We start from the raw sequence: 26,970 nt of genomic DNA, 5'->3' as shown, positions 1-26,970 counted from the left end.
TTTTTTTGCGTTCTCGGAAACTTAGAAATTACATCAAACGGAGGTCTCTATTATGAAAAAAGTAATGTCAGGCATTCAGCCGAGCGGTTCACTTACACTGGGGAACTATATAGGAGCACTGAAAAATTTTGTGAAGCTGCAAGATGATCATCAATGTTTCTTTATGGTTGTCGATATGCATGCGATCACTGTAGCTCAAGATCCAGCGGCGCTACGTGAGCAATCAGAGTCTGTAGCGGCTCTATTTATTGCAGCAGGAATTGATCCTGCACGTTCTAATGTTTATATGCAGTCGCATGTGCCGCAGCACGCTGAACTAGGCTGGATTATGACGACACTTACAGCGATGGGCGAGCTGGAGCGTATGACCCAGTTTAAAGATAAATCATCAGGTAAGGATTCTGTCGGCGCTGGTCTTTTCGTCTATCCTTCCCTGATGGCAGCAGATATTCTAGTTTATAATGCGGATCTTGTGCCGGTAGGAGAAGATCAGAAGCAGCATTTGGAGTTGACTCGTGATTTAGCTGGGCGCTTCAATAATCGTTTTGGCGAATTCTTTACCATTCCTGAGCCATACATCCCAGAGGTTGGCGCACGTATTATGTCTCTAGATGATGGCACCAAAAAAATGAGCAAGAGCAATCCAAACGCTGGAAGCTATATTGCTCTGTTAGATTCAGCGGACGTAATTCGTAAAAAAATCAGCCGTGCAACGACTGATTCTGGACGTGAAGTGATCTTTGATCCGGCTAATAAGCCAGAAATCAGTAATTTGATGAGTATTTATTCTGAGTGTTCTGGAATGACACTTCAGCAAATTGCCGATCGTTATGAAGGACAAATGTATGGCGGCTTTAAGAAGGATCTTGCTGAAGTGGTTGTATCCACGCTTGAGCCTTTACAACAAAGATATAATGAAATTCGTAGCTCGGGTGCGATCACAGATATTCTTGCTGAAGGAGCTGGTCGCGCACGTATTGTTGCAACAGAGACGCTGAATGGAGTTAAAGAGCGGATGGGATTTCTGCCAGCTCGTTAATCTAATCAGCGCTTAGGCTTTCCTGTTTGCGTCTGATCTTGGCTTTGAGGATAAATCCCCAGCCAATATTCATAACACAGAGAAACCCGAGCAGAAGTGCCAACCAAAAGCTATAACTGATCGCGATTGAAGCGGCTGTAAGAATAAGAATAGAAGAACAAGCGAACCAAAGTGAAAGTCCTTTACCCATTAGGAGAGCCTTCCTTTCTATGTCTACTAAAATGAATCCCGGAGTATGATAACCATACTCCGGGATTTTTTGTGATTATAGAATAGATCTCTGCGTAAGTCTACAGTTTCATCGTAAAGAACCGGGATCAATGGAAAATCGTTTGTCGAGCTTCTCGCTGCTAAGCCAACCTACATACGTATTTAAAGGTCGATATTGATTGTCCATCACTAATACAGCCACAAATGGGTATTGTTTGCGGTGTAAATAACGCACGTCCCCCCAGCGCACCATATATCCTGAAGGAAGTTCCTCCACTTCGGCTACTGCATAAGAGGTGAAGTATAGAAAAGACTGAATATCAGGGTGCGACTTGGATATCTCTACAGCGGGATGATTCGAGCAAACAGCATGTTTGAACCATTCCAGACGGTTATTCACTAACTGCCCAACATTATAGCTGCCATCTTGTTTTACTTTTACTACGTTCCAGCGCTTTAGTGAAATTGTAGGGATTACAATATAACGTTCGCCGACATTATGATGTAAATCCTTAAGCTTGATATTACGCGTAAGGCGAGCGTGAACGACGGTTCTCCAAATATAATAAAGAATAGTACAGGCATAAAGCGTAATAAATAAAGGTTGCGGTGGAACGATACCGGTGATCCAGAGAAGGATGGCAGCGATATGGCTACCAAATATAAACGGATCAAAAATATGGATGATGTTCCAGGCAATCCATTTCTCCGTGAATGGACGAGCAGCCTGAGTTCCATAGGTATTAAATAGATCAGAAAATACGTGAACACCTACACCAATGAAGCTCCATAGCGCAATATGGCTTAGGGCTTGTAAATCAGTAAAGCCGAATAAGGGCCCTAACACGAAGGAAATCAGGGCGGGCCATAGAATTAGAAAGGGTAGGGAATGTGTGATTCCTCGGTGGTTACGAATATACAATGCATTGTCCTTCAGTCGCAGCGCAGTATCAGCATCAGGAGCCTGAGAGGCGAGAACCGTTGCCAGCATAACAGCTCCGGCCAGTTTCGGATCAGAAGCAACGATGGGATCAACGAAGGAAAGCCCAGCTAAGCCTAGGCCCATAACTAAATGTGTAGCAGTATCCATTGGTCAGTTCTCCTTTGTTGTTCGGAAGTTCTCTATTAATAATTACCCAAATACAGCTCAGGTTATTAAGGGGATTGCAATAAATATAAAATAATTATTGTCACGTAATTGTCGAATTCATGAACTTACTGCCCCATGACTGTCAAAGTCTTCACGGGTTTGTTATGATAAAGTTAACAGCGAAGTTTTAAATGCTTCGGCTAGAACGTTAGATGTTCGTTTAGAAGGAGGATCATTAGGTGTGGACAATCATATAACATTTCAAGCTTCTTCCGACTCAGCAGCTATGTCTGCAAAATCTCCACCGGAAGGTGCTGGCTGGCGTGATTTCATTACCGTAACAAAACCCGGTATTATCCGATCTAACCTCATTGCGGCCTTTGCGGGATATTGGCTTGCCTCAGGTTGGGATGTTAATTACGGCAGGTTAGTTCTAACTCTGCTAGGAACAATGCTGGTTATGGCTTCGGCCTGTGTTTTTAATAACTATTTCGACCGTGACCTGGACATGAAGATGGAAAGAACCCGTGAAAGGGGGCTTCCTACAGGACGACTGAAACCAAACATTGTATTATTATACGCCATTGGGCTTGGTATTGCAGGTTTGATCGTACTGTTTGCTTTTTCGGGTATGCTTGCCGGTCTGTTTGGAATTGTTGGCATGTTCGTTTACGTTGTAGTATACACGCTTTGGTTGAAGCGGACATCAACATGGAGCACCTCAGTAGGTGCAATTTCTGGAGCGATGCCTCCGGTAATTGGTTATGTCGCGGTTTCAGGAAGCGTTGATCTAGGTGCTTGGCTGATTTTTGCCATGTTGTTTTTATGGCAGCCTCCTCACTTCTGGGCTTTGGGTATAAGACGTAAAGAAGAATATAGAGCGGCAGGATTTCCATTGCTACCTGTAGTTAAAGGAACGCGGCGTACGAAATTTCAGATGATTCCTTATGTAGCCCTTTTGCTGCCTATTCCAGTGTTAATGTACGCCTACGATTACGCAGGCATATTTTATCTAATCATTTCAACAGCGTTGTCCTTGGCTTGGTTAGTATTGACCTTGATGGGCTTTAAGGCTAAAGATGATGAAGTCTGGGCGAAGAAGAACTTCCTCTTCTCCATTAACTACCTGACAGTTAGTTTGATCGTACTTGTATTAAATACGATTCACGGTTAAGAAGAGGGAGGGTATACGTGTCCGTGCAGACCTTTAAGCGTTATAAATGGACTTGGCTTCTGCTATTACTTGCTTTGATTATGGCTGGTTATCTGGCAGTTAACTCTTTGAATTTAGGAAAAGAAAAACTGCCAGTAATCGGAGAAGTACAGGACTTTTCTCTTGAAAATGTGAATGGAGACCAGATTACTCTGGCTGATACACAAGGTAAAGCACGGTTGGTATACTTCTTTTTTACTCAGTGTCCGGATGTATGTCCTATAACTACGTTTTTGTTATCTCAGACACAGAAGATTTTGGTTGAGGATGGCAGCTTTGGTAAAGATACGGAGTTTGTCTCTATCTCTTTTGATCCGAAGAATGATACTCGGGAAGCTATTAAGACGTTTGCGGACCGTTTTCAGGCGAATTATGATGGATGGTATTTCTTGCGGGGAGATCAGGAAGAAGTTCGTAAGCTGGCGACTGATTCTTTTAAAGTACTAATCGCGGGGAATTCCAAAGAAAATTTCGTACATGCCAACCGTATAGCGTTAGTTGACCGAGACAATCGTCTTCGTGCATTGTATGACGCAGGTGATACGGAGACCGTAACTCCTGAATTTCTTGCGGCTCAGCTGAAGGAATTGGCTCGGGAATAGAACATACCGATACACCAAAGACGCCTTTTTCGAATCCCCCTTTTTGGAAGGGATAACGAAGAAGGCGTTTTTTTAATGAAATATAAGAAAATATAAGTTTCACGCTATATAGAATCCTTAATATTTCTCGTATAAACGCTTATCGTCCTTATAAGGACGATAAGCGTTTATGCTTGTTTCAGCTTAAAAAGGAAGGGGTTCAGGATAGATGATGAAATCTTCCAATCCAGCTTTCTCAAGCTGAGTGATATTGTATTCATCGGGCGTACCCTCCACCCCAGCATATCCGCGACGAGTATAGATGTGACCGGCATCGGGGAAAGCATCACGGAGAACACTGCGTATTTTTTTGCCAGAAGAGTCGTTATCCAGATAAAGGTACACTTCTCCATCCCCTACTTGTTGCCGAAGGGACTCTAATTTAAGTGTATTTAATGTGCCAAAGGTACATAGGATTTCTACTTCCGGTACCAGCACACGCCGTAATCTGCTACGATCGTTTTTGCCTTCGACAATAATCGTAATGGACATTAACTGAAAATCACCTCCGGAAATGGGCCCCAAGCTTCAGACTCATTATAGTTTACCGAAGGATCGTCATTTTTAACAACCGTTTCTGCAGGAAAGTCTTCATTCCCCGGGAAATGTCGTAAAAACAAAGAATCATGCGGCTCGCCCGTTCCATTTGGAAGTGAGGTCAGATAGTTTCCCTGTATTGTTAGGCGGAAGCAGAAGCAACGCGACCATGAGCAGTAGAAAGGCTATGAAGTAAGGTGAAACGAATCCCCTTAGCTGTCCGGCGGCTACGGGTCCAGCGAATGCACCAAGTGACATGGCAATCGACTGCAAGGAGAAGGTCCGACCCATTCGACCAGGGCCGCCTAGACTAATAAAAAGTGATGCCATTGCAGGGAACAACACTCCTTTAGCCGCACCAAGCATAAAGAGAATAGCGGCAGTCGGAATGGTGTGGAATGAAGCGAGTGCAAAGAAGCAGATGGCCATTCCCAATAATGCCGCTGCAATTCTTCCTCCCGGAGAAAGACGGTTCAGGAAGAGCATGCTGAGCGTTACCAAAGCACCTAAACTAAGGAGTGACAGTAGGATGCCTGTGGAAAGAATGCTGTTACTGCCTGTTTGAGACAGTGGGAGCTCGAAAAAGAGCACGCCTTGTGAACAGGAAACGAAAAAAGGTAACAGGTAATAACGTTTGGATACGAGATCATCATCTTTCGCCGGAATAGAAGGTTTAGCAGGGATTTTTGGTGACTGCGCTGTGCTTAGCGGGCTTAATGTACGTCTTGAAGGCGCAGGTACACTGAAAAAAGCCATGACTCCTGTTGCGATAAGCAGCCATCCAAGTGTGGTGAAGGTGCCAGAGTAGCCGGCTTTTGCTACAATAAAAGCTCCCGCTGCAGGGGATACAACTGAAGCTAAAGTATGAACGATACCATGTCCGGACATATATTTACCTTGCTCTGTGGCATCCGATGACAATGAAGCCAGCAGTGTCATACATGCTGGAGAGAGGAAGGCGAGGACGAATCCACTCGCTGCTCTTAGCATTAGCAGATGCCATGGAAGCTGCACATGAGCCTGCAGCAGTAAAATAGCTCCCGCAGCGACAAGGCTGAAGACGATGTAGCGGCGGGAACCGTTGCGATCGACGAGTACGCCTGCAAGTAGATTGCCGGGAAGGTGGGTCAATGAGTACATGCCCATCATCCAGCCAATAAAGGTGGGTCCCGCACCAAGAGAGATGGCAAAGGGTGTAAGGACAGGATACTGAGCATGTAAATCGAAGAAAGCCAGAAAGAGAAATAAGTATAGCCACAGCGCAGTTTTCACAGGGAAACACCTCCAAGAGCCACCTACAGCACAAGTTAACGCAGGACGGCTTAATAATGAAGAACAAAATTAAAGCACTACTTGTACTTTACGTGGGACAGAGAGGGCTTATACCGCTTTTTTAAATCGTTTAGTAGGGTATACCTTTCGCGGAGGGTGGAACCATGAATTATGATGGGCATTCATGTATAATAATTAATATTGGCGTTATGTCTATGGGAAGTGAGAATCCTTAGGACGAAATTAGGTGATAGGGGTGTTGTGAGGTTGATGGATCCAGAGGTATGGTCACAGTTTATAAGGGAAAATTGGCTAGTTATTGTTATTGCGCTTGTCCTGCTGTTTGCGGTTGTTAATTTGGTCAAAACCGTTCTGAAATGGGCGATTGTCATTGTTATCGTTGTAGGTTTATTCATCTATAGTGGTGTTACAATGGACCAAATTGGTAACGCTGTGAATAAGGTGGCGGATGGAACAGTAAGTACGCTAAAGAAGGAAGCGCAAGAGGTTATGCTTAAAGAAGCGCAGGATGCGAAGTATACTTCAAATGGAGATGGGACATTTACGATCACAACCCCAAATATTGAAGTGAAGGGCGCAGCGGGTGAAGATAAAGTAGAGGTTACTTTCCGTGGCGTTAGTCTTGGGAAGTGGAGTGTTACAGATACGACAAAAACATTTATCGAGGAAGCCCAAAAACATAAGTGATAGGCTTGAACTCAAAAAATATAACAGCCGAGCAAGCAGGCGACTGAAAGGAGTGAGCGGATATGATAAACGGATGGATGGCTAGTGTGAGTGATGCTAATATCATCTCCATCGCCCTCCTGCTGGTTGTAGTCTTCTCACTATTGCAAGGCTGGAGCAGAGGCTTCTCAAGTGCCACCGGAAGATTATTTGGACTGCTGGGAACAGGATTATTTACTATAGTATCTTTGGTACTAGCTATCCCAGCTGCGGCTTACCTGAATCCTTATGTAGAGAATTGGGCGTCGGGGATTAGTTTGCCTGATACGAAGCTTACCCAGTTGCAGCAAATTTATTATACGGCGGTGTCTGTGCTATCGGAATCCCCGCTAGTTCGGTTTCTGCTGTTACTCCTGATTTCTTATATGTTGATTCGTATGCTCCTGGGATTGTTATCCATGTTGCTTCCTTTTCCGCAATTACGGCGTACTAAGAAATTTAAAGATAGAAAGATTACGCAAGTAAGCCGAATGGGAGGAGCAATTGTTGGATTAATTATCGGCTTAACTCGTAGTCTGGTAATTGTTCTTGCTCTTTTTATCTGTGTCGGATTAAATCCAGAGAGTGGGTTTAGTCATTATGTGGAGTCATCTCCAATCTATAGTCAAAGTGCTGCCGCTGTATTTGAACCTATTGTTGGGGAGACCGTGCAGAAGAAGCTCCCTATCCTGACGAAGACCGTTGCAGCTGAGATGAATGATATTCTTCGCAGAAAATATGAGGTTATTGATCACGAAATTCCTCAGGATATTATAGGAGCAGCAGAAGACATTGCTGGACAAGCGCAGGGCGAAGAAAAAAAAGCCAGACTTCTCTATGATTGGGTAGGTTCGCGTGTAACTTACGATTATGCCAAAGCTGATAATTATTTGCAAAACAAGGTCTGGCATGAACAGACACCACAGGATACATTCGACACTCGGCAAGGGGTGTGTATAGACTATGCCCGATTGTACGCAGTGATGGCCCGTTCACAGGGCTTACAAGTACGGGTTGTAACAGGCCAAGGGTATGACGGACGTGGCGGTTATGGTGCACATGCTTGGAATGAAGTATATATAAGTGATCGGCAAGCGTGGATCCCATTGGATCCGACTTGGGCGAGCAGTGGAGATTGGTTCAATCCGAAGGACTTTGATGAAACTCATATAAGGGAGAACGCCCTCTGAGTGAGGGCGCTGAACTCCTTGGGTGTGGTACAATAAACTCAAGTTACAACAGCTCTACCTTAAATGCGAGTGTTATGCTTACAATAAGCAGCTTAGAAATCACCTTCATCATGAGAGCAATGTCGCAGGTAACGGTGTGTCAGACATTAAATATAAGAAAGTATAAGGTTTACGCTATACTTTATGTCTTATATTTCTCGCTTAAACACTTACCATCCTTATAAAGATGAAGAAGGCGTTTATGCTTGTAGAAGGGGAGAAAGCTGGTGAGCTTGTTTGGTAAGCTGCCCCCGCCTAAGGACGGGATATCTTCAAGAAATTCTGTAGGTCTGAGACTGAATATTTTTTTCTTTGGCACTTTTTTTGTTTTTTGCATTATTATTGTTCGTCTTGCAGGTTTGCAATTTACTGAGGGAGCACTGTTGTCTGAAGAAGAAACGAATCGGGAAACGAAAATTGTTCCGCTCGCAGCGTTGCGTGGGATTATTTTTGCTGCCGAAGGAGAGCAGATTGCCTTTTCAACACCTACGGAATCACTTTACCTTACATTAACTAAGGATTACACAGCTAGAACAACAGATAAAGTAACAGGGGAATCCTCATTTACGGAGAAGGCGAAGAACAAGTCTAATGCGCTTGCGGCAAGACTTGCGGCTGATTTTGCTAAATATGGAGATCCCAATGCACCTAAGCTTACTCAGAAAGATATCTTGGATTTATTAGATTTAGATTTCAAGAAATATTTAGGGTATGTACCGCGGCGAATTAAGACTGGATTAGTTCCAAAAGAAATAGCCTATTTCATGGAGCATAAGGACGATTATCCGGGACTTAGCATCGTGGAGGAAAGTCTTCGTCATTACGATAAAGACACGGTGGCGGTTCAAACGGTCGGCTTTGGGAAGCCTTTCAAATCGACTGAAGATATAGCGCTATACAAGAATATTCGTAGTGCTATGAAAAAAGATGCTTCGCCTGGCCTTATGTATAAAGCAGAAGAATACGTGGGATTTGACGGTCTGGAAATGCAGTATCAACGAGAGCTGCGAGGAGAAAATGGTTATCAGGTCATTTCGATAACCCCTCAGAATATGGCTGAGAAGGTTGAACAGAACGTTGCTCCTGTAAAAGGTAATAATATTTGGATGACCATTAATAAGAAGATCCAGATGAAGACAGAACAAGCTATATTGGATCAGATCAAATGGCTACATGCCAATGCTGTTCAAGGTGAGACACATCCGGATGCTTTAACAGGATACGCCGTAGCAATGGAAGTGGAGACTGGAAATATCGTCGCTATGGCAAGCATGCCGGATTACGATTCGAATGTGTGGACCAAAGATTCCTTACCAACTACTGTTTGGAATAAAATCATGAATAACCATCTAAACGGTACAATTACTTCAAATTCGTCTGGTAGATCAGGTCATGATTTTAGTTCACTTGTGTTTATGGGATCTACGATTAAGCCATTAAGTGTGTTAATTGGTTTGAACGAAGGTTTTTTTAATACATCAACAACTTACACAGATGTGGGCATTACCTATTTCGGTAAGGATAATAAATCTTCCGTAAGAAATTCATCGGGTCACGTATATGGTTCACTACGTCCAGCAAAGGCGATTACAGATTCCTCTAACGTATTTATGGTCGATATGGTGGGCAAACAGCTTTACAAGAAATATCCGGGGGATAAAGGCATTGAGGTTTGGGACGAATATATGAAAGAGTTCGGATTGGGTGTATCTACGAAAAGTGGACTCCCAGGTGAATCACCGGGCCAGATTAACTACACTGATCTTAAGGCCGCAGGCAGTTCGCAGGCTGCTCTGATCTATGCTTCTTTTGGCCAACAAGGCAGCTATACTACACTACAGCTTGCCCAGTATGCAGCTACCCTTGCTAATGAAGGGGTGCGTATTAAGCCTCAGCTCGTTAGTAAGATTACGGATGCGCAAGGTAAGGTGGTTAAGGAATTTCAAAGAGAAGTGCTTAATAAGGTAACGTTTAACAAATCCTACTGGAAAGAGATCAAACAGGGGATGAGTAGTAAAGTTAGTGCCTTTGATGATTTTCCTTATGATTTTGCACGTAAGACAGGTACCTCTGAAAAAACAGACAGAAAAAATATAAACCGCGATAATGGGGTGTTTATTGCCTTTGCCCCGCGAGAAAATCCGAAGCTGGCCGTAGCGGTTGTTATACCTGAAGGCGGCTTTGGCTCCAACAGCGCTGCTCCGGTGGCTCGAAAGATTTTTGACGCCTACGATTGGGAGTACGGGCTCGATGGTGTGCCAAAAAAGAATGTAACTCCTGTGACAGAACCCATTCAAGAATAACAGGCTTATTTCAAATAAAAACGCCTTCGGCGTCCCTAAAGGACGGTAAGCGTTTATGCGAAAAATATAAGGATAATGTATAACGTGAAACTTATAGTTTCTTATATTTTAGAGAAAAAGGAGAGAAATATACTGTGAGTTTTTTCCGTAAGCAGGCCTCACCTCCAGATGAGACCAGCAGTAAAAGTTCCATAGGCCTGCGACTCAACGTGTTTTTCTTTAGCACGTTCGTTATATTTTGCGTAATTATTATACGCCTGGCTGTGTTGCAGTTCGTGGAAGGCCCGACTTTAACCGAAGTGGAGACAAGCAGAGATACCAAAAATGTACCTCTTGCATCCATGAGAGGTGTAATTTATGCTGCTGAAGGTGAGAAGTTAGCGTACTCTACGCCGGTACAATCGCTGTATATTACACTCAATAAGGAGTATACCGCGAAACAAACAGATAAAATTACCGGTAAAACTACGTTGACCCCGGAAGCTAAAGCCAAGTCAGATGCATTGGCGGCGAAGCTGGTAGCTGATTTCAATAAATATGGCGATCCAAATGCTGAAAAGATGACAGAAGAAGATGTTATTGAAGCGCTGGATTTATATTTCCGCAAATCACTCGGCTTTATGGCACGGCGGATTAAGGCTGATCTGACTACTCAGGAAGTAGCCTATTTCATGGAACATAAGGGTGAATATCCGGGTCTTGAAATTGTCGAGGAAAGCATTCGTCATTACGATAAAGATACGGTTGCCGTACAGACGATAGGGTATATCAAGCCTTTTAAATCAGCAAACAGCCTTAATATTTATAAGAATATCTTAAATGCTATGAAGAACAATCCAGAGCCAGGACTAACGTACAAAGATGATGAATTTGTCGGATTTGACGGTCTGGAGCTACAGTATCAGAGAGAGCTTCGGGGACAAAATGGGTATCAAGAAATTTCTGTAAATCCACAGAATATGGCTGAGAAAGTCGAACGAGTTGTCCCTCCTGTGAAAGGTAACGACGTTTGGACAACGATTAATAAGAATATCCAGATGAAGACAGAGCAGGCCATTATGGATCAGATTAAGTGGCTGCATTCCAATCCTGTACAGGGTAAAACGCATCCTAATGCATTAACGGGTTACGCTGTGGCGATGGAAGTCGATACGGGAAATATCGTCAGTATGGCGAGTATGCCGGACTACGATACGAATATTTGGACATCAGGCTCCTTATCTACAGATGTCTGGAACAGTATTATGGACAACTACCAGAACGGTACCATTAACCCGATTTCTTCAGGAACTTCAGGGAATGGACTAAGATCAGTGCTGCTTCTAGGTTCAACTATTAAACCGTTAAGTGTACTCGTGGGTCTGAATGAAGGTCTATTTACACCTTCAACCTACTACTCAGATAAAGGCTTTGCGACTTTTGGTAAAACAGGTCATGAAACCAAGGTAAGAAACTCTGGAGGACATGTCTACGGTTCTATGGACCCTGCAAGAGCGATTGAGAAGTCCTCGAATGCGTTCATGGTTGATATGGTCGGTAAAAGATTATATGAGAAGTATAAGAGTAAGGGGATAGATGTCTGGGATAAGTATATGAAAGAGTTTGGTCTTGGTGTATCCACGGGAAGTGGTCTGCCAAATGAATTCTTAGGACAGATTAACTATACCAATATAGAGGCTGCGGGTAGTGCACAAGCGGCACTTGTATATGCTTCTTTCGGTCAACAAGGTAGTTATACAGTGTTGCAGCTTGCGCAATACGTAGCTACACTTGCTAACGAAGGACAGCGGATCAAACCTCAACTCGTTAGCAAGATTACAGATGCTGATGGAAAAGTAGTCAAGGAGTTCGGTCGTGAGGTACTGGATGAAGTAACAGCCTTCGATAAATCCTATTGGAAAGAAATACAACAGGGTATGCGAAGCGAAGTTAGTGCTTTTTCTGATTTCCCTTATGATTTTGCTCGTAAGACAGGAACATCACAGCAAGTGGCTAAGGGTCAAATTCGCGATAATGGTGTATTTATTGCTTATGCTCCACGTAATAACCCTAAGCTGGCAGTGGCCGTAGTCATTCCTGAGGGTGGCTTTGGTTCCCAAAGTGCTGCGCCTGTAGCACGCAAAATTTTCGATGCTTATGATTGGGAATACGGGCTTGATGGTGTTCCGAAGAAGAGCCTTCAGTCAGGTAATAATGTCAATGACCCTGCGAAGGAGGGAACGGCTACAGGTACCGAATAACTCTGACCCTAAGGTGAATATGGAATAAAAAATAAACAGCTGCTCTTTAGAGAGCATACAAGAATGGAGGGGTGGCAATGACTGCCAAATACCGCCTGCTTGCTTTGGATATGGATGGAACCTTACTGAATGATGAACAAATTATTACACCTACAACGGTGGAATGGCTTCAAAAGGCGGTCGACGCAGGCGTTCATGTCTGTCTGTCGACAGGCCGGGCTTTTACAAGTGCATTTCCATATGCAGAGCAGCTTGGACTAGGAACACCAATGATTACTGTGAATGGCAGTGAGGTGTGGCGAGCGCCGCACGAAATTTATCGCCGGTCGCTGATGGACCCTATGCTAGTAAAACAGATGTATGAACTTGCGAAGGAAGATGACATTTGGTTCTGGGCCTATTCTACGGAAAAGGTTCATAAACAGGATAACTGGGATGGGGATGTAACGGGCAGAGAATGGCTTAAATTCGGTTATCACACCGAAGATGATGAGCTTCGTCATAAGCTGCTGCTTCGCCTTCAAGATATGGGTGGACTGGAGATTACGAACTCCTCCCCGCATAATCTAGAGATTAATCCTCTAGGTGTGAATAAGGCGACCGGAATCAAGGAAGTCTGTAAGCTGCTCGGGCTAGAAATGTCCCAAGTTATAGCAGTTGGCGATAGCCTCAACGACCTTGCGGCGATTCAGCAGGCAGGGCTTGGGGTCGCTATGGGCAACGCTCAGGAGACGGTTAAAGAAGAGGCTGACGCTGTGGTGGCTTCTAATAATAATGATGGTATCGCTGAAGTTGTCCAAAAGTATATTTTTAATGAAGTGGTAACCTCTTTAGGCAGCCAATAATAAAGAATTGCTATATTCGAAGTGAATCCATAGAGCATATTTGCTATTAGGGGGTTAAGTATTGACGATCCTGGGTTGGATTCTTATTATTGCTTTATTCGCCGTAGGACTGGCCGGGGCTGTGTATCCGATATTGCCAGGTGCACTAGCGATTTATCTTGGCTTTTTCGTATATGGCTGGTTCTTCTCTTTCGAGCCTTTTGGTGTTTGGTTCTGGATCATTCAAACGCTGATCGTTGTAGTACTATTTATTGCTGATTATGTTGTAGGGGCGTGGGGCGTTAAGAAATTTGGCGGCTCACGTTCATCCATTATCGGAAGTACGATTGGGCTAATCCTTGGTCCATTTGTAATTCCAGCCTTTGGACTTATTATTGGTCCGTTTTTGGGTGCCTTTATAGGAGAATTGATCGTGGGTTCTTCACCAGCTAAAGCTGCCAAAGTAAGTGTAGGATCAATACTTGGGTTGTTTAGTAGTACTGTTGTCAAAATTGTGCTACAAATTATTATGGTCGTCCTCTTTTTTATTTGGGTCGTCCGGTTTTAATTTTAACAGTGAAGAAGGGGAAATGGTTTGTCCAAGAAAGAGTCTTTCGTAAAAGGCACGCTTATCCTTGCTGCAGCAGCTTTGGTGGCAAGGGTACTCGGGCTTGTTCAGCGGGTGCCGCTGGATCATATTTTTGATGATGTGGGGAGAGCATCATTTGGGGTATCGAACAATATCTATTTAATGCTGCTCACCGTGGCTACAGCAGGTATTCCAAGTACGCTCAGTAAAATGGTCTCCGAGCGGTACGCTCTGAATCGTCCTGAAGAGGCGAGACAAGTGTATCATGCAGCATTGCTGTTTTCAGTAGCAGCAGGGGTAATCATGACTGCCTTGCTGTACATAGGCGCTCCGTTCTATGCGACACATATTGCTGATGTACCTGAATCAGCGATGGCAGTTAGGGCTATTGCACCTGCGCTTTTACTTTTTCCGGCAATTGCCATGATGCGTGGATATTTTCAAGGGCGTAACAATATGATGGCTGGTGGTATTTCACAGATTGTAGAGCAGTTCGCTCGCGTACTAGTCGCTATTTTACTAGCTTATATTCTATTACAGCAGGGATATAACAATACAACTATAGCTGCGGGAGCATCCTTCGGTAGCGTAATTGGTAGTATTGCAGCATTTGGTGTCATGATTTATTTTGCAATCAAGCTGCGCCGAGAGGATAAACAGCAAGGATTAAATTACAATACCACTCAAAAATTGCCGATTTGGGGAATTTACAAAGATATTTTCACACTATCGATTCCGATCGTGCTCTCCTCACTTACGATTCCAGTAGTGAATGTAATTGATACTTCTTTGGCTGTACCGCTGCTTATTGATCAGATGGGTAGAGAGAGTGCAACAGCAGCTTTGGGTATACTAACCACACGTGCTCAAAGTGTGGCCGGAATTCCACCGGTTCTAGCCATTGCGCTAGGTACCTCGCTGATTCCGATCATTTCAGCTGCTTATGCCCGTCGTGATGAGGGACACTTGAAGAAGCAAATTACACTTGCTTTGCGGATTTCTATTCTGACAGGGATGCCAATTGTGTTGGCACTTGTGGCAGCAGCCTATTCTGTAAACGGGTTATTGTTCAGCAGCTTGGACGGAAGCGGAATTGTGGCGATGCTTACGATTGGAACGATCTTTCAGATCACCATGATGACAACGAACTCCATCTTGCTCGGTATGGGCAAATCACGCATTTCAATGTATTATGTGCTAGTGGGTATTATTGTTAAATTAGTAGCAAGCTTCTTACTAAGTAAGGTATTTGGGATATACGGGATTATCGGCGCAACAGCACTTTGTTTCGTAGTCATTACTATTCTTAATTTACGAATGCTAAAATCCATTGTACCTTTCGAAATTATGGGTAAACGGTGGGGCGGCTTTGGAATTGCGGTTCTTGTGTCCGGAGGTATTGGTTTTGGTTTGAACCAAGCTGGAATTCTGTTAACGGATCTAATGCCTGCACGTCTGGCGTTTCTGATCACTTGTCTTGTTGTAGGGGCTGCAGTTGTTGTTATTTACCTGGTATTGCTAATTGTACTGGGCGTGCTTACTAAACAGGAAATCTCCAGTTATCCGCGTGCACTGCAAAAATTGTTGAATCCGCTGATGAAATTACAGCCTGCGCGTGTTCGTATGAGAGAATAGGTTTGACTTCTGCATGACATTTTGCTTCACTTAAAGAATAGAAATTTGACAGATATGGAAGAAAGGACGGAACAAACTATGGACAAAATAAGTTCTCCTGGTGAATTTCAGGTAGCCATTCAATCTCCACGCTTAACAGTAGCCATCTTCAAGGCGGACTGGTGCTCGGATTGTAAGTTTATCGATCCTTTTATCCCTGAGGTAGAGCAAGCCTATGCAGATCGTTTAACGCTGGTTGAGGTTGACGTTGATGCTGTAGGTGATGTTAGTCAGGAACAAAATATTATGGGGATTCCAAGCTTCGTCGCGTATTCCGATGGACGTGAATTGGTTAGATTCGTTAATAAATTACGTAAATCCCGCGAGGAAATTGAGAATTTCCTGGATAAAGCGGTTCAAGTGCATCAAAGTCTTCAACAGTAATTCCGGAAAACCACCGCTTTCGCCTGTTTGAGCAAAAGCGGTGGTTTTTTTAAAATGCTTCTTCATTACTAAAAACTGCGGGTGATATTTTTTGACGACAAATCAGTTGAAATGGCTTAGTTATCTTACTTGCCTTATCATGTTCCTAGCCGTACTAGGGGGAGCAGTAGTAACGAAGACTGGATCGGGATTGGAATGCGGAAATGAATGGCCGCTCTGTCATGGCAAATTAATTCCTGCTTATACTGTAGGTTCGATGATTGAATACACTCATCGTTTGTTTAGCGGATTGGCTGGTTTATTGTCACTTGCTTCGATGTTTGCTTTTTGGCGTTATGCGCGAAATCGCCGGGACTTGTTGGTCTATGCATTTATGACTTTGTTGTTTGTAATTGTACAAGGTGGTATGGGAGCGCTTGCAGTAATTAAATCCCAATCTGCTGCTGTGATGGCACTGCATATGGGTTTTTCCTTGATCGCTTTTTCTAGTTCTCTGATGCTTGCACTTGGAACAAAAAGACGGCATGAAGCAGGCGATTATGATTACGATCAAAAGATGGAGATTCAGAAGAAGCCTGTTAGCAAAGCTTTCCGCAATTTAACCTGTTTTACGGCCTTATATTCCTATGTTGTCGTTTATATTGGAGCCTTTGTTAGTCATACAGATTCACGCGGTGGATGTTCTGGCTGGCCGCTCTGCAACGGTGAATGGGTGCCTGAGCTTTCCGGGGGAGTCGGTATTGTTTTTACACACCGGATTGCGGCTTTGATCTTATTTATTCTTACCGCGGTGCTTGGACATTTAGCTTTTTGGAAACATAAGGATTACCCCGAGCTAAGAGCTCTTGGCGTAGCGGCTGTTCTGCTGTGCTTGATGCAGGTATTTAGTGGAGCTGCAGTTGTTTACACATTAGATAATGAAAGATTGTACATATTTGCCGCTTTGGCTCATATTTTGTTGATTGCTTGTTTGTTTGGTGTTTTATGTTATATGAGCGTAAGAGTCTGGCAGCTGAGTAGCGCGAGAAATGTCGTTGTTGAAAAAAATCCAACGAACCCAATGACACCGTTGTAACCCCTTGGTAGAAAGTTCCCTTCGCGGATAGAGTCGCTTTACCTGCGGAATAATAAAGTGGAAATCGGTATATCGTGGTGCTGGACAAAACTTTAGGAGGACTGGATATGCTGCGGGTTATACTTGGAGAGCCGCCTCGAAAGAACAGCGGTGTATTGGCTGATGCGATGGAGAATATGGCCACTTTTGCAGCTTTACTGCGCAAGGAAATGAACGCCCATGAGGATAATGACCACGAATACCGCAAGCTGGAGATTTGGACACGTGGGTTGATCTCCTCATTGGATGAATTGGAGCAAAGCTGGTTCGCTGCAGCTTTTTACCGAAAATCGGTAATCGCCGGTTATATGGATGATATGTCACCAGTGGAACAAGGCGATTATGCGCGGTATGTTTATTTTTATAAAGATGGATTTATTCGTGTGTTCTCTCTTCTGGACAAGCTTGGAACGGTGCTGAATCATTTCTATGACCTCAAAACTTCCAAATTAAAAACGCACTTTTCTTATTTTACAGTGCTGCGTCAACTTCAACTATTGAATGTGCATCCAGCATTAGCGGATCAATTGGAACAGATCAAGAACTCTTATCGTGATCCACTGGAGAATCTACGCAAGCGCAGAAATGCTGAAATTCATTATATGAATTCTGAAATGCAGGATGATTTATGGCAGCGACATCAAGGCTTGCATGACAAAATTCAGCTTGAGGATTTAGATAGCCATCTAGAGGATTTAAAGCAATCCCTCGAAATGAACTGTAAGACGTTAATCGCAGCATATAGCTACAGCAATGAGCAGTTGCGTAAGGAAATAAGCAAGCCAAATCGGGTAAAATCATAAGCGTTCAATATATTTCCTTTTGACAAAAAACAAGAAACTTACTATACTTATGCTTGCATTAAAGTCTATACAAATTCAAACATAAATTTCATACTCTATATCTTATCGAGAGTGGCGGAGGGATAGGCCCGATGAAGCCCGGCAACCGATTTGTATACAGCGCGATAAGCGTTATGTACAAATGTCATGGTGCTAATTCCTACAATGACGCAAGGCTTGTGGTCGTTGGCAGATGAGAAGGCATTGTCTAAATAAACACACAGAGCCTCTTGCGATCTGCATCGATCGTCGGAGGTTTTTTTTGTATGGAATAAGTGAAATATAAAGGGGGCGATGATCGTTGATTAATCTAAAAGGAATAACAAAGGTATATGGAAAAGGCAGCCATGCGGCCACAGCACTTTCCGGATTGAATCTGTCTATCGAGAAAGGTGAAATATTCGGAGTCATTGGGCATTCAGGGGCGGGAAAAAGCACATTGATCCGTTGCATTAATTTGTTGGAGCGCCCGACAGAAGGGGAAGTTTGGGTCGATGGTATTGAACTAACTAAGCTTACCCAAGGTCAGCTGCAGGAACAGCGGCGCAAAATTGGGATGATTTTTCAACATTTCAATCTGCTATCATCTGCGACAGTGTACGATAATATTGCTTTTCCTCTGCGACTCACAGGCACTTCGAGAGCAGCTATTGATACAAAAGTAAAAGACTTGCTTGCCCTAGTAGGGCTTGAAGAACACCGGGATAAATATCCATCTCAGTTATCAGGAGGGCAAAAGCAACGGGTCGGCATCGCACGGGCACTTGCCAGCGATCCTGATGTGCTGCTATGTGACGAGGCAACCTCTGCGCTTGATCCACAAACGACAGACTCTATCCTTAAGCTATTGCTCGATATTAATAAACGGTTCCATCTGACTATTGTGCTGATCACTCACGAAATGCACGTGATTCAGAGTATCTGCGATCGTGTTGCGGTTATTCATGGTGGTGGTATCGTTGAGCAAGGTAAAGTTACGGAGGTATTCTTAAAGCCGCAGCATGAAGTTACTCGCGATTTCATCCGTAGTGAGTCACAGAATGAGGGACCCCTTCGTACGGCGCTTGACGCTGCTGCTGGGGACAACTCTCAGGCCGTCAAAATTACTTTTTTCGGAGAAAAGACCTACGGCTCCGCACTTTCCAATGTAGTACGAGAAACAGGTGTTAGCTTTGCCATTTTGCACGGCACCATTTCAACGATTAAAGACGTACCTTATGGACAAATGATTGTAAGGTTCGAGGGTCCAGCTGAAGCGATTGCTGTGACAATAGCCGAACTAACCGCTCAAGGTCTTGAAGTGGAGGTGATTTCGTAATGAATTTCGCAGACTTAAACTGGCAAGAAATGATGGATGCTACGGTTGCTACCTTGCAAATGTTAATATTTTCCGGAATGTTCACAATTATTCTTGGTTTACCACTCGGAATTCTATTGTATTTATGGGGAAGATCGAATAGTATAGTAATCAGAGTAATTTACTCGGTCTTATCATTCGTTGTAAACATCTTACGATCCGTACCGTTTATCATTTTGATGGTAGCATTAATTCCATTTAGCAAAGCCGTTGTTGGAACTTCTATCGGAGTACTCGGTACGATCCCACCGCTGGTAATTGGTGCAGCTCCATTCTTTGCTCGCTTGGTGGAAACGGCGTTAAGAGAAGTAGATCGCGGAGTAATCGAAGCGGCGCAAGGGATGGGAGCATCTACGAATCAGATCGTTTTGCGCGTTCTTTTGCCAGAGGCTCGTCCAGGTCTGCTCGCTGGAGTTACGATCACACTGGTCACACTGGTTTCCTATACGGCAATGTCTGGGATGGTAGGCGGCGGTGGTCTAGGGGATCTAGCAATCCGTTACGGATATTACCGTTATGAGAAGGAAGTTATGATTATCTCAGTAGTCTTGATGGTCATACTGGTGCAATTGCTACAAATGGCCGGTGATCGGCTAGTACGACATTTCACACGGAAATAAGGTACGTCCATATATAGCCTTATTCATACAAATACCAAGGATAAGAGGGGGATTTAAAATGAAAAAATTACTACTTACTTTTTTTAGTCTGACACTGGTTGTGGTGCTGGCTGCTTGCGGCAATAACAATAATGCTTCTAACTCGGCTGCCACTAGTGCGCCAGACAACGGTGCTGCAAATGGATCAACTACAGAACCAGTGAAATTGGTGGTCGGTGCTTCACCTGTTCCACACGCAGAGATTCTAAAAGCTATTGCTCCATTGCTTGAAGCTCAAGGAATTACTTTGGAAATCAAAGAATTTACTGACTATGTTCAACCAAACGTTCAGCTTTCAGAGAAGAACCTGGATGCTAACTTCTTCCAACATCAGCCTTACCTAGATGACCAGAATCAAAAGAACGGTTCGGATCTAGTATCCGTAACAGCTGTTCATGTTGAACCTTTTGGTGCTTATTCCAAAAAAATCAAATCCATCGACGAATTGGCTGATGGTGCGAAAGTTGCCATCCCGAATGATGCTACAAACGGTGGTCGTGCACTAATCCTGCTTGCCAAAAATGGACTGATTTCTTTGAAAGATGATACCAACATCACATCTACCCAAGCAGATATCACTGAAAATAAGAAAAACCTTAAAATCATCGAGCTAGATGCTGCAATGTTAGGTCGTCAATTAGATGAAGTGGATCTTGCATTGATTAACACTAACTATGCTTTGGAAGCTGATCTGGTTCCTACTAAAGATGCTTTGTTCATCGAGGGTACGGATTCCCCTTATGCTAACATCCTCGTAGCTCGTCCTGATAATAAAGATTCCGATGCAATCAAAAAGCTTGCCGCTGCACTGAATTCTCCAGAAGCGAAAGCGTTCATTGAAGAGCAGTACAAAGGCTCGATCATTCCAGCATTTTAAGACAGAGAGCTAGCTTACTCTCTAATTACAGCATAAAACCCGCTGCCTAATGGCATGCGGGTTTTATGCTGTATGTTGTAGGAGAAGGGTAAATCCACTATAATAAGAAAATCCCGATCTCCTGAAGAGGAAGATCGGGAATGATATTGAATGGGATTAGAATACTTGCATAACTTCTTGTACGCCTTCTACTTCTTCAAGAAGAGCGCGTTCAATCCCGGCTTTCAAGGTGATCGTGGAGCTTGGGCAGCTGCCGCAGGCACCCATAAGTTTCAACTTAACGATGCCGTCTTCTACATCAACTAGTTCAACGTCGCCGCCATCGCGTTGTAGGAACGGACGAAGCTTATCCAGCACTTCCAATACTTCATCATACATTTCGGTGCTTTGTGCATTCTCACTCATTTCTCAATCACTCCTTTCGTAAGTTCATTATAGTACAAAAAGTTAAAAAATAAAATGGTTAGGCGGAACAGGGAGATCATCATGAGACCAATTATTGAATTTTGTGCCAGTAACATGGGTCACGGAACAGACAAACTAATGCATAAGCTGGAAGAAAATCCCGATTACGATGTAATCGAATACGGATGCCTGAACAATTGTGGGGAATGTTATTTAACACCTTTCGCCATGGTCGAAGGAGACATCGTTGCAGCAGATACTGTTGACGAGCTAGAAGAAAAGATTTCTGCCAAAATCAAAGAGCTAGAGGCTTGGTTCAATATAGACCTTGACTAAGTAGTCGCGCAACATATAATTTATTTTTAAAAATAAAGGGCTGCTCTTTTCCGTTATAAATACGGAATAGAGCAGCCCTTAGGTTTATCCTAAAGTGCGTTTCGACATCCAGAGCACACCGCTCTTGAGAATACGTGGAACCCGTCCTTTAACGGAGCGTTGGCCCATCAGACCAAATCCAGCTTTCTTGCCTAGTGAGCCTAAGGTACCCTTCAGACGAATAGCATGAAGCTTAGGGGTCTCGCCGCGCCATAAGGCTTGAATTACCTGAGCAACCTGCTCACCCTGCGCTCCTGCAGCTTGTGCGCTTGGAGCGAATGGCAGGCTGGCACAGTCGCCAATCACATACACTTCCGGATAATCAGGTATACGATAATACTCGTCCAGAATGATCCGTCCTCCACGATCCTTCGGTACTGTTAATTCCTGAACAACCTTCACGGGTTGAATCCCTGCTGTCCATACCGTAACATCTGAAAGAATTTCTTCTGTACCGTTAAAAAGCGCATCTTTCTCAACGTGGGATACAGAGACACGTCCCAGCGTCTGTACTTGATGGTGATGAAACCATTCTTCCACGTACTGTGACAGCTTTGCCGGAAAAGCAGACAAGACACGTTCACCGCGATCCAGAATAGCAATATTAAGATCTGGTCGGCTCTCCCGAAGCTCTGCCGCCAATTCCACTCCACTTAGTCCACCGCCAACAATGTTTATCGTTCCATAAGGCTTCACATCGTTTAAGCGTTGATAAGTCTCCCGAGTCCCTGCAAAGGTCTGGATACTGCAAGTGTATTGATCAGCCCCAGGGATGTTATGGTAATTGTCAGTACAGCCTAGCGCAATGGCTAGAATGTCATAAGACACCGTTTCGTCAGGCTCCATTGTAACGATTTTGCTATCCAAATCAATGGAACTCACCTCCCCGTAACGGATGGTAAGACGGGGATGAACCGGAAATTGAATCCGCAAGTGATAGTCCGTTACTGTACCTGCGGCAAGTGCATAATATTCCGTTTTGATTCCTTGATAAGGCATTCGGTCAATTAAGATAATTTCAATATCCTGAGGAAGATGATTATTGAGCAATTCTTGAATGAGGGCCAAGCCGCCATAGCCGCCGCCCAGAACGAGTAGTGTTCTCATGCTGACCGAACTTCCTTTCAATATAGGATAACGGATCTAAGGTAGTCTTTTATTCGTATACCTTTATCGGATTGTAGAACGTATCGCGTTCTACTGGAATTCGTCCAGCCCCTTTTACTAACCAAATCAATTCATCGCGTGTGAGGCCTTCAGGTGTTAAGGCGCCAGCCGCATGGCTAATACGTTCTTTAAGAATGGTGCCATGTACGTCAGAAGCACCGAAGTTCAGCGCAACCTGAGTTAGCTGAGGGCCGATATTAATGAAGTATGCTTTGATGTGATCGAAATTATCGAGCATCAATCTGCTGATCGCAATCGTCTTCAGATCCTCATAAGCGGAGTTGCGGCGCATAATCCCTGCATTCTTATTCTTAGGCTGCATAGATAATGGAATGAATACCATAAAACCATTGGTTTCGTCCTGCAGATCGCGGATCTGCATCATGTGCCGAATACGGTCTTCATGAGACTCAATGGAGCCGTAGAGCATCGTTGTATGGGTCTTCATGCCAAGCTGATGTGCTGTACGGTGAACTTCCAGATACTCTTCCACATTAGCTTTATCAACGCGCATTTTTTTACGGTATTGATCGGATAATATTTCTGCGCCACCACCGGTAAGTGTTTTAAGACCTGCCGCACGCAGTTGTTCCAGAACCTCACGAATACTCAATCCGCTAATTCGGGTGAAAAAATCGATCTCAGCTGCTGTGTATGCTTTTAAGGTTACCTCAGGGAAACGTTCATTCAAGGCTTTTAAAGAATCCACATAATACTGGAAAGGAACCTTGTCATTATGCCCACCCACGATATGGAATTCGCGTACACCTGGATGAATATGCTGTTCGACATATTGCACCATTTCCTGACCGGATAGGGTATAAGCACCCTCTTCTCCATCATCTTTGCGGAAATTGCAGAATGCACAATGTGATTCGCAAACATTGGTGAAATATAGACTCATATTTTCGATAAAATATACCCTGTTGTTGTTTTTTGCAAGATTAACTTCATTTGCTAATTGACCAATGGTAAGTAGGTCGTTACTTTGATATAAATAAACGCCATCTTCTAAATTCAATCTTTCGCCGCCGCGAACTTTTTCAATAATGTTCATCATTCGGGCGTCTGTTTGGGGGGTGAAAAGAGTAGACATGTTATGAATTCCTCCTGAAAGTTTTACGGGGTCCATTGCCCGCAGATAATTCCCAGACTTACCCAGACGGTAGCTGTTCATTCATGAAAATAAAGCGGAGGGTTAGCCTCCGTGACAAATTTCCGAATTTTTACTTATGTTTGCCTTCCTTATTATAAACCTCTCTTATAAGGGGATCAACAGCTGGATATGGATGGTTTATTTTGGGGTGATAGGTCAAGCATAAGGCAGTTGTGACTTGAGGGTAATGGAATAGTGGGTTATACTGAGTTTATTAAGTATATATTTTTAAGAAAGCAACTTTTGACCGGAAGGTCTCTTAAACATAAGTTTTTCTTATGAAGTGAATCTAATTTATAGGAGGATATGATCATGATTAATATTAGCGAAAAGGCAGCAGAACAACTGAAGGCGATGCTTGCTGAACAAGAAGTGCCGAACATGTTCCTCCGTATTGGAGTAACGCCCGGCGGTTGCAGTGGATTCTCATACGCTATGGGCTTTGATGATAATGAAACCGAGCAGGACGTATATATGGACATCCAAGAAATGAAGGTTGTCGTGGAGAAAGAGAATCTTCGTTACCTTGATGGTCTCGAAATCGACTTTGAAGAATCCGGCATGACGGGTGGCTTCACCATCAATAACCCGAACGCTACTGCAACCTGCGGCTGCGGCTCAAGCTTCCGGACAGCTACGGATGCAGGGAAACCGAACGAAGAGCCTTGCTAATTGCAACGACACGCCTCCAGGTCCTATGTTGAGTTCTAGAACATCGGGCTTGGAGGCTTTTTTTATATTCTCAATGACAAAAGTCATCACAAGGAGCTCTAAGCATGCTGATAAGGAAATTAAACGCAGAAGAACAACCCCCTTTGCATCTGTTGTTATTAGCCGATCCTTCACAAAGTCTTGTTGAAGCGTATTTAGAAAGAGGTCAATGTTTTGTAGCTGAAATAGAAAATTGCATTATTGGTGTCTATGTTTTGCTACAAACGAGGCCTGAGACAGTAGAACTAGTGAATATAGCCGTTGATGAGAAGCAGCAAAGTAAAGGAATAGGAAAACGGTTGGTCTATCATGCGATTGAGAATGCGAGATTACTTGGTGCGAAGACGATTGAAGTGGGTACCGGGAATTCAAGTGTAGGGCAGCTGGCTCTCTATCAGAAATGTGGATTTAGAATTACCGGAATCGATAAAGACTTTTTTATCAGACATTATAGTGAAGAGATTGTTGAGAATGGGATTAAAGTAGTAGATATGATCCGTCTTTCATTAGATATATGAGTACAATACAAACAAAAGCCCTCCGACGGAATTCCGTGAGAGGGCTTCTGTTTGTTTCAGGGTACACTTAGGCTGGAATAATGAACTTGTAATTAATCATAAACACGATGAGCGCTGCGGCTCCAAGGGAAAAGGCAATACAGCCAGCACCCAATGCTCTGCGTCTGTCTTTAATGAATTTAAAGCCAATAGCGCAGATCAGTATAGTCGTTCCAGCCAATACGATGGACATCCCAAGCATGGCCACCCAATATAATACCTCGAAAAACTGAGCCATTCCGAGCCCTCCCCGCGCTGTTTTTTTTAAGAACCTCTGAGACATAATTATATAGTTAGAATTGAAAATGTAACCGCTATTAATAATACAACGATTTTGAAGATTATTCTAGTTATAGTGAACTCATCCATTACGATTAAAATGTCGAATGTTCAGAGATAAGATTCTTCAAAATCTGCAATCTAACTATGCATGATTGAGATTGTTGTCGATACAAGCTCTAAGCCCTTTTTGCTAATAGCCTCTTCCTACACGGACAATCATACAAGAGGGCGGGACCTCTTCTGAGTAATGTATAGGGTAGGCTGGAATGTGAAAGGAGGGAAAGGACAATGTCGGGAAGACAGTTGGCTAGCAAATGGTTAAAGACAGAAGCATTGCTCAGTGACGCGAGGGTTTCTCATTATATACCAATGACGAGGGTGTATTCGGCTGACTCACTGTTAGCCATGCTCCGGAAATATGGAAATGTTGTTATTAAACCTATAGTTGGTGGCGGAGGTTACGGTGTAATCAAAGTATTTCGGGATAGCCGAGGTTATGGATTTACTTATATGGACAGAACTCGAATTTACAAGGATTTCAGATCCATGAGACGGGCGCTCCATTTCGTCAAGGTCAGACGCAGATATTTGATTCAACAGGGGATTTCTCTCGCCAGGATTGGCGGGCGTCCTATTGATTATCGGGTAAAGGTAGTGAAAAATGGTGCTGTATGGGAGTTTCGCTCCATGGTAGGAAGATTAGCTCGACCGGGCCTGTTCGTAACCAATTTATGTAAAGGTGGTACGATGCTTTCTTGTCGTGAAGGACTTCGCAGATCGTTGCCCCGGATGAAAGCATCGGCGAAGAAAGCGGAGATGCGTAGACTAACACTTGTATGTATTGAACTAATGGAGCGGCACTTCCCGGGAATAGGTGAACTGGGCTTTGATTATGCTGTGGATTATTCAGGTAAAATATGGATTTTGGAGGTTAATACAAGACCTCAGTAAATTAACAAATATTTTTAAATTGACGATAATAGAGTAGTGAGATAAAATTGCGTTTAGTTGCGTTCTTTTGGGGTAAATTATATTGTAATTTATTTACAATAAAAATATATTTTTAGCTGTATACAAGTGGTTCAATCCTGTGTATAACTATTATCCCCATATTCCACTGTGCAGTTATCACCTTTGTAACGCTTACGCACATATTATACACAGGATTTCCACATGTACTTGTGGATAACACGAACGCTTGTTCGAAAAATGATAGTTTGATATGATAGATTCAGATCCAAATACAGGAAAGGTAGATGAACGTTATGGTTGAATTGTCCGATGAGATGCTTCTAGACTCTTACCATAGAGCGATAGAATTGCAACTAGAGCATGATTTCATCGCTCTTCTACTCGTTGAGATTCGCAAACGAAACTTACACTCTCCAGTTCATGCGGTTCTTCATTAAAAGAGCGCAAAGTATACCTTTGTAGCTGGCTACATATAAATAAACCGCGAGTCACAAACATAAAAGGGTATCCTGATAGGCTGCTATT

29 protein-coding genes and 1 riboswitch are annotated in these 26,970 nt (G+C 43.5%); of the genes, 21 read left to right on the top strand and 8 right to left on the bottom strand.

Annotation, left to right across the window (positions count from 1 at the left end; genetic code table 11):
* The first annotated feature begins 52 nt into the window (after nucleotides 1–52).
* The gene (trpS, locus tag R50345_RS25065) at nucleotides 53–1,039 is read left to right on the top strand and encodes a tryptophan--tRNA ligase (protein WP_042130915.1); all 987 of its coding nucleotides are present in this window, start codon (nucleotides 53–55) and stop codon (nucleotides 1,037–1,039) included.
* 1 nt (nucleotide 1,040) lies between these two features.
* Here the strand turns inward: trpS and R50345_RS25060 are convergent, their stop codons facing one another.
* Nucleotides 1,041–1,229: a hypothetical protein gene (locus tag R50345_RS25060; protein ID WP_042130914.1), complete on the bottom strand. Its 189-nt coding sequence runs from the start codon at nucleotides 1,227–1,229 to the stop codon at nucleotides 1,041–1,043.
* A 108-nt stretch (nucleotides 1,230–1,337) separates the two neighbouring features.
* The gene (locus tag R50345_RS25055) at nucleotides 1,338–2,339 is read right to left on the bottom strand and encodes a metal-dependent hydrolase (protein WP_042130913.1); all 1,002 of its coding nucleotides are present in this window, start codon (nucleotides 2,337–2,339) and stop codon (nucleotides 1,338–1,340) included.
* Nucleotides 2,340–2,580: 241 nt separating this feature from the next.
* On the opposite strand from R50345_RS25055, the gene cyoE reads away from it, so the two are divergent.
* The gene (gene cyoE, locus R50345_RS25050) at nucleotides 2,581–3,513 is read left to right on the top strand and encodes a heme o synthase (protein WP_042130912.1); all 933 of its coding nucleotides are present in this window, start codon (nucleotides 2,581–2,583) and stop codon (nucleotides 3,511–3,513) included.
* Between the two features lie 17 nt (nucleotides 3,514–3,530).
* Nucleotides 3,531–4,154 (top strand): SCO family protein, encoded by a 624-nt coding sequence (locus R50345_RS25045; RefSeq protein ID WP_231573923.1) that lies wholly within the window; start codon nucleotides 3,531–3,533, stop codon nucleotides 4,152–4,154.
* Between the two features lie 183 nt (nucleotides 4,155–4,337).
* Here the strand turns inward: R50345_RS25045 and R50345_RS25040 are convergent, their stop codons facing one another.
* Together R50345_RS25040 and R50345_RS25035 are read right to left on the bottom strand one after the other, a co-directional pair.
* A complete protein-coding gene (locus R50345_RS25040; RefSeq protein ID WP_042130911.1) occupies nucleotides 4,338–4,685 on the bottom strand; it encodes a DNA primase in 348 nt (115 codons plus the stop codon).
* A 132-nt stretch (nucleotides 4,686–4,817) separates the two neighbouring features.
* On the bottom strand, nucleotides 4,818–6,002 hold the full coding sequence (locus R50345_RS25035) for an MFS transporter (protein ID WP_042130910.1): 1,185 nt from the start codon (nucleotides 6,000–6,002) through the stop codon (nucleotides 4,818–4,820).
* A gap of 270 nt (nucleotides 6,003–6,272) precedes the next feature.
* Here R50345_RS25035 and R50345_RS25030 point away from each other — a divergent pair, with 270 nt between their 5' ends.
* The 13 genes from R50345_RS25030 to R50345_RS24970 all read left to right on the top strand — a co-directional run bounded on the left by R50345_RS25030 (nucleotide 6,273) and on the right by R50345_RS24970 (nucleotide 20,820).
* Complete coding sequence (locus R50345_RS25030) at nucleotides 6,273–6,710, top strand: hypothetical protein (protein ID WP_042130909.1); 438 nt, start codon at nucleotides 6,273–6,275, stop codon at nucleotides 6,708–6,710.
* A 62-nt stretch (nucleotides 6,711–6,772) separates the two neighbouring features.
* Nucleotides 6,773–7,918, top strand: coding sequence for a transglutaminase domain-containing protein (locus tag R50345_RS25025; RefSeq protein ID WP_042130908.1), 1,146 nt, complete (start codon nucleotides 6,773–6,775; stop codon nucleotides 7,916–7,918).
* Between the two features lie 266 nt (nucleotides 7,919–8,184).
* On the top strand, nucleotides 8,185–10,260 hold the full coding sequence (locus R50345_RS25020; RefSeq protein ID WP_052414732.1) for a peptidoglycan D,D-transpeptidase FtsI family protein: 2,076 nt from the start codon (nucleotides 8,185–8,187) through the stop codon (nucleotides 10,258–10,260).
* Between the two features lie 134 nt (nucleotides 10,261–10,394).
* The gene (locus R50345_RS25015; RefSeq protein ID WP_052414731.1) at nucleotides 10,395–12,500 is read left to right on the top strand and encodes a peptidoglycan D,D-transpeptidase FtsI family protein; all 2,106 of its coding nucleotides are present in this window, start codon (nucleotides 10,395–10,397) and stop codon (nucleotides 12,498–12,500) included.
* Between the two features lie 77 nt (nucleotides 12,501–12,577).
* Nucleotides 12,578–13,345, top strand: a complete 768-nt coding sequence (locus tag R50345_RS25010; protein ID WP_042130907.1) for a Cof-type HAD-IIB family hydrolase — start codon at nucleotides 12,578–12,580, stop codon at nucleotides 13,343–13,345.
* Between the two features lie 61 nt (nucleotides 13,346–13,406).
* Nucleotides 13,407–13,892 (top strand): DUF456 domain-containing protein, encoded by a 486-nt coding sequence (locus tag R50345_RS25005; protein ID WP_042130906.1) that lies wholly within the window; start codon nucleotides 13,407–13,409, stop codon nucleotides 13,890–13,892.
* Between the two features lie 27 nt (nucleotides 13,893–13,919).
* Nucleotides 13,920–15,548, top strand: coding sequence for a putative polysaccharide biosynthesis protein (locus R50345_RS25000; protein ID WP_042130905.1), 1,629 nt, complete (start codon nucleotides 13,920–13,922; stop codon nucleotides 15,546–15,548).
* 78 nt (nucleotides 15,549–15,626) lie between these two features.
* Nucleotides 15,627–15,971: a thioredoxin family protein gene (locus R50345_RS24995; protein ID WP_042130904.1), complete on the top strand. Its 345-nt coding sequence runs from the start codon at nucleotides 15,627–15,629 to the stop codon at nucleotides 15,969–15,971.
* A gap of 91 nt (nucleotides 15,972–16,062) precedes the next feature.
* Nucleotides 16,063–17,046: a COX15/CtaA family protein gene (locus R50345_RS24990; protein ID WP_081954182.1), complete on the top strand. Its 984-nt coding sequence runs from the start codon at nucleotides 16,063–16,065 to the stop codon at nucleotides 17,044–17,046.
* Between the two features lie 107 nt (nucleotides 17,047–17,153).
* Nucleotides 17,154–17,888, top strand: coding sequence for a Cthe_2314 family HEPN domain-containing protein (locus tag R50345_RS24985; RefSeq protein WP_042130903.1), 735 nt, complete (start codon nucleotides 17,154–17,156; stop codon nucleotides 17,886–17,888).
* Between the two features lie 99 nt (nucleotides 17,889–17,987).
* A riboswitch (SAM riboswitch) is annotated at nucleotides 17,988–18,127 on the top strand.
* Nucleotides 18,128–18,228: 101 nt separating this feature from the next.
* Nucleotides 18,229–19,245 carry a methionine ABC transporter ATP-binding protein gene (locus tag R50345_RS24980; RefSeq protein ID WP_042130902.1) on the top strand — a complete coding sequence of 339 codons (1,017 nt, stop codon included), beginning with the start codon at nucleotides 18,229–18,231 and terminating at the stop codon, nucleotides 19,243–19,245.
* Nucleotides 19,245–19,904 (top strand): methionine ABC transporter permease, encoded by a 660-nt coding sequence (locus tag R50345_RS24975; protein ID WP_042130901.1) that lies wholly within the window; start codon nucleotides 19,245–19,247, stop codon nucleotides 19,902–19,904. The genes R50345_RS24980 and R50345_RS24975 overlap by 1 nt, the downstream gene beginning before the upstream one ends.
* 58 nt (nucleotides 19,905–19,962) lie before the next feature.
* Complete coding sequence (locus R50345_RS24970) at nucleotides 19,963–20,820, top strand: MetQ/NlpA family ABC transporter substrate-binding protein (RefSeq protein WP_042130900.1); 858 nt, start codon at nucleotides 19,963–19,965, stop codon at nucleotides 20,818–20,820.
* A gap of 156 nt (nucleotides 20,821–20,976) precedes the next feature.
* Here R50345_RS24970 and R50345_RS24965 read toward each other — a convergent pair whose 3' ends face one another.
* Nucleotides 20,977–21,225, bottom strand: a complete 249-nt coding sequence (locus R50345_RS24965) for a NifU family protein (protein ID WP_042130899.1) — start codon at nucleotides 21,223–21,225, stop codon at nucleotides 20,977–20,979.
* Between the two features lie 81 nt (nucleotides 21,226–21,306).
* Between R50345_RS24965 and R50345_RS24960 the strand changes: the two genes are divergently transcribed.
* Entirely contained in the window at nucleotides 21,307–21,561 is a 255-nt protein-coding gene (locus tag R50345_RS24960; protein ID WP_042130898.1) for a YuzB family protein, read from the top strand.
* 84 nt (nucleotides 21,562–21,645) lie between these two features.
* On the opposite strand, the gene R50345_RS24955 is transcribed toward R50345_RS24960, so the two are convergent.
* Together R50345_RS24955 and mqnE are read right to left on the bottom strand one after the other, a co-directional pair.
* Nucleotides 21,646–22,707, bottom strand: a complete 1,062-nt coding sequence (locus R50345_RS24955; RefSeq protein ID WP_042130897.1) for an NAD(P)/FAD-dependent oxidoreductase — start codon at nucleotides 22,705–22,707, stop codon at nucleotides 21,646–21,648.
* Nucleotides 22,708–22,756: 49 nt separating this feature from the next.
* Nucleotides 22,757–23,863, bottom strand: a complete 1,107-nt coding sequence (mqnE, locus tag R50345_RS24950; RefSeq protein WP_042130896.1) for an aminofutalosine synthase MqnE — start codon at nucleotides 23,861–23,863, stop codon at nucleotides 22,757–22,759.
* A 372-nt stretch (nucleotides 23,864–24,235) separates the two neighbouring features.
* Here mqnE and R50345_RS24945 point away from each other — a divergent pair, with 372 nt between their 5' ends.
* Nucleotides 24,236–24,595: a HesB/IscA family protein gene (locus R50345_RS24945; protein WP_042130895.1), complete on the top strand. Its 360-nt coding sequence runs from the start codon at nucleotides 24,236–24,238 to the stop codon at nucleotides 24,593–24,595.
* A 104-nt stretch (nucleotides 24,596–24,699) separates the two neighbouring features.
* Nucleotides 24,700–25,152 (top strand): GNAT family N-acetyltransferase, encoded by a 453-nt coding sequence (locus tag R50345_RS24940; RefSeq protein ID WP_042130894.1) that lies wholly within the window; start codon nucleotides 24,700–24,702, stop codon nucleotides 25,150–25,152.
* 67 nt (nucleotides 25,153–25,219) lie between these two features.
* Here R50345_RS24940 and R50345_RS24935 read toward each other — a convergent pair whose 3' ends face one another.
* Entirely contained in the window at nucleotides 25,220–25,429 is a 210-nt protein-coding gene (locus R50345_RS24935) for a hypothetical protein (RefSeq protein ID WP_042130893.1), read from the bottom strand.
* 332 nt (nucleotides 25,430–25,761) lie between these two features.
* Between R50345_RS24935 and R50345_RS24930 the strand changes: the two genes are divergently transcribed.
* Together R50345_RS24930 and R50345_RS30965 are read left to right on the top strand one after the other, a co-directional pair.
* Nucleotides 25,762–26,424, top strand: a complete 663-nt coding sequence (locus R50345_RS24930) for a YheC/YheD family protein (RefSeq protein WP_042130892.1) — start codon at nucleotides 25,762–25,764, stop codon at nucleotides 26,422–26,424.
* Nucleotides 26,425–26,738: 314 nt separating this feature from the next.
* Complete coding sequence (locus R50345_RS30965; protein ID WP_036685584.1) at nucleotides 26,739–26,882, top strand: sporulation histidine kinase inhibitor Sda; 144 nt, start codon at nucleotides 26,739–26,741, stop codon at nucleotides 26,880–26,882.
* Nucleotides 26,883–26,970: the final 88 nt, after the last annotated feature.

Source organism: Paenibacillus sp. FSL R5-0345 (genome assembly GCF_000758585.1).
Taxonomy (GTDB): domain Bacteria; phylum Bacillota; class Bacilli; order Paenibacillales; family Paenibacillaceae; genus Paenibacillus_AQ.
The sequence above is the reverse complement of the archived record's forward strand: the minus strand, read 5'-3'. Positions and strand labels throughout refer to the sequence as shown.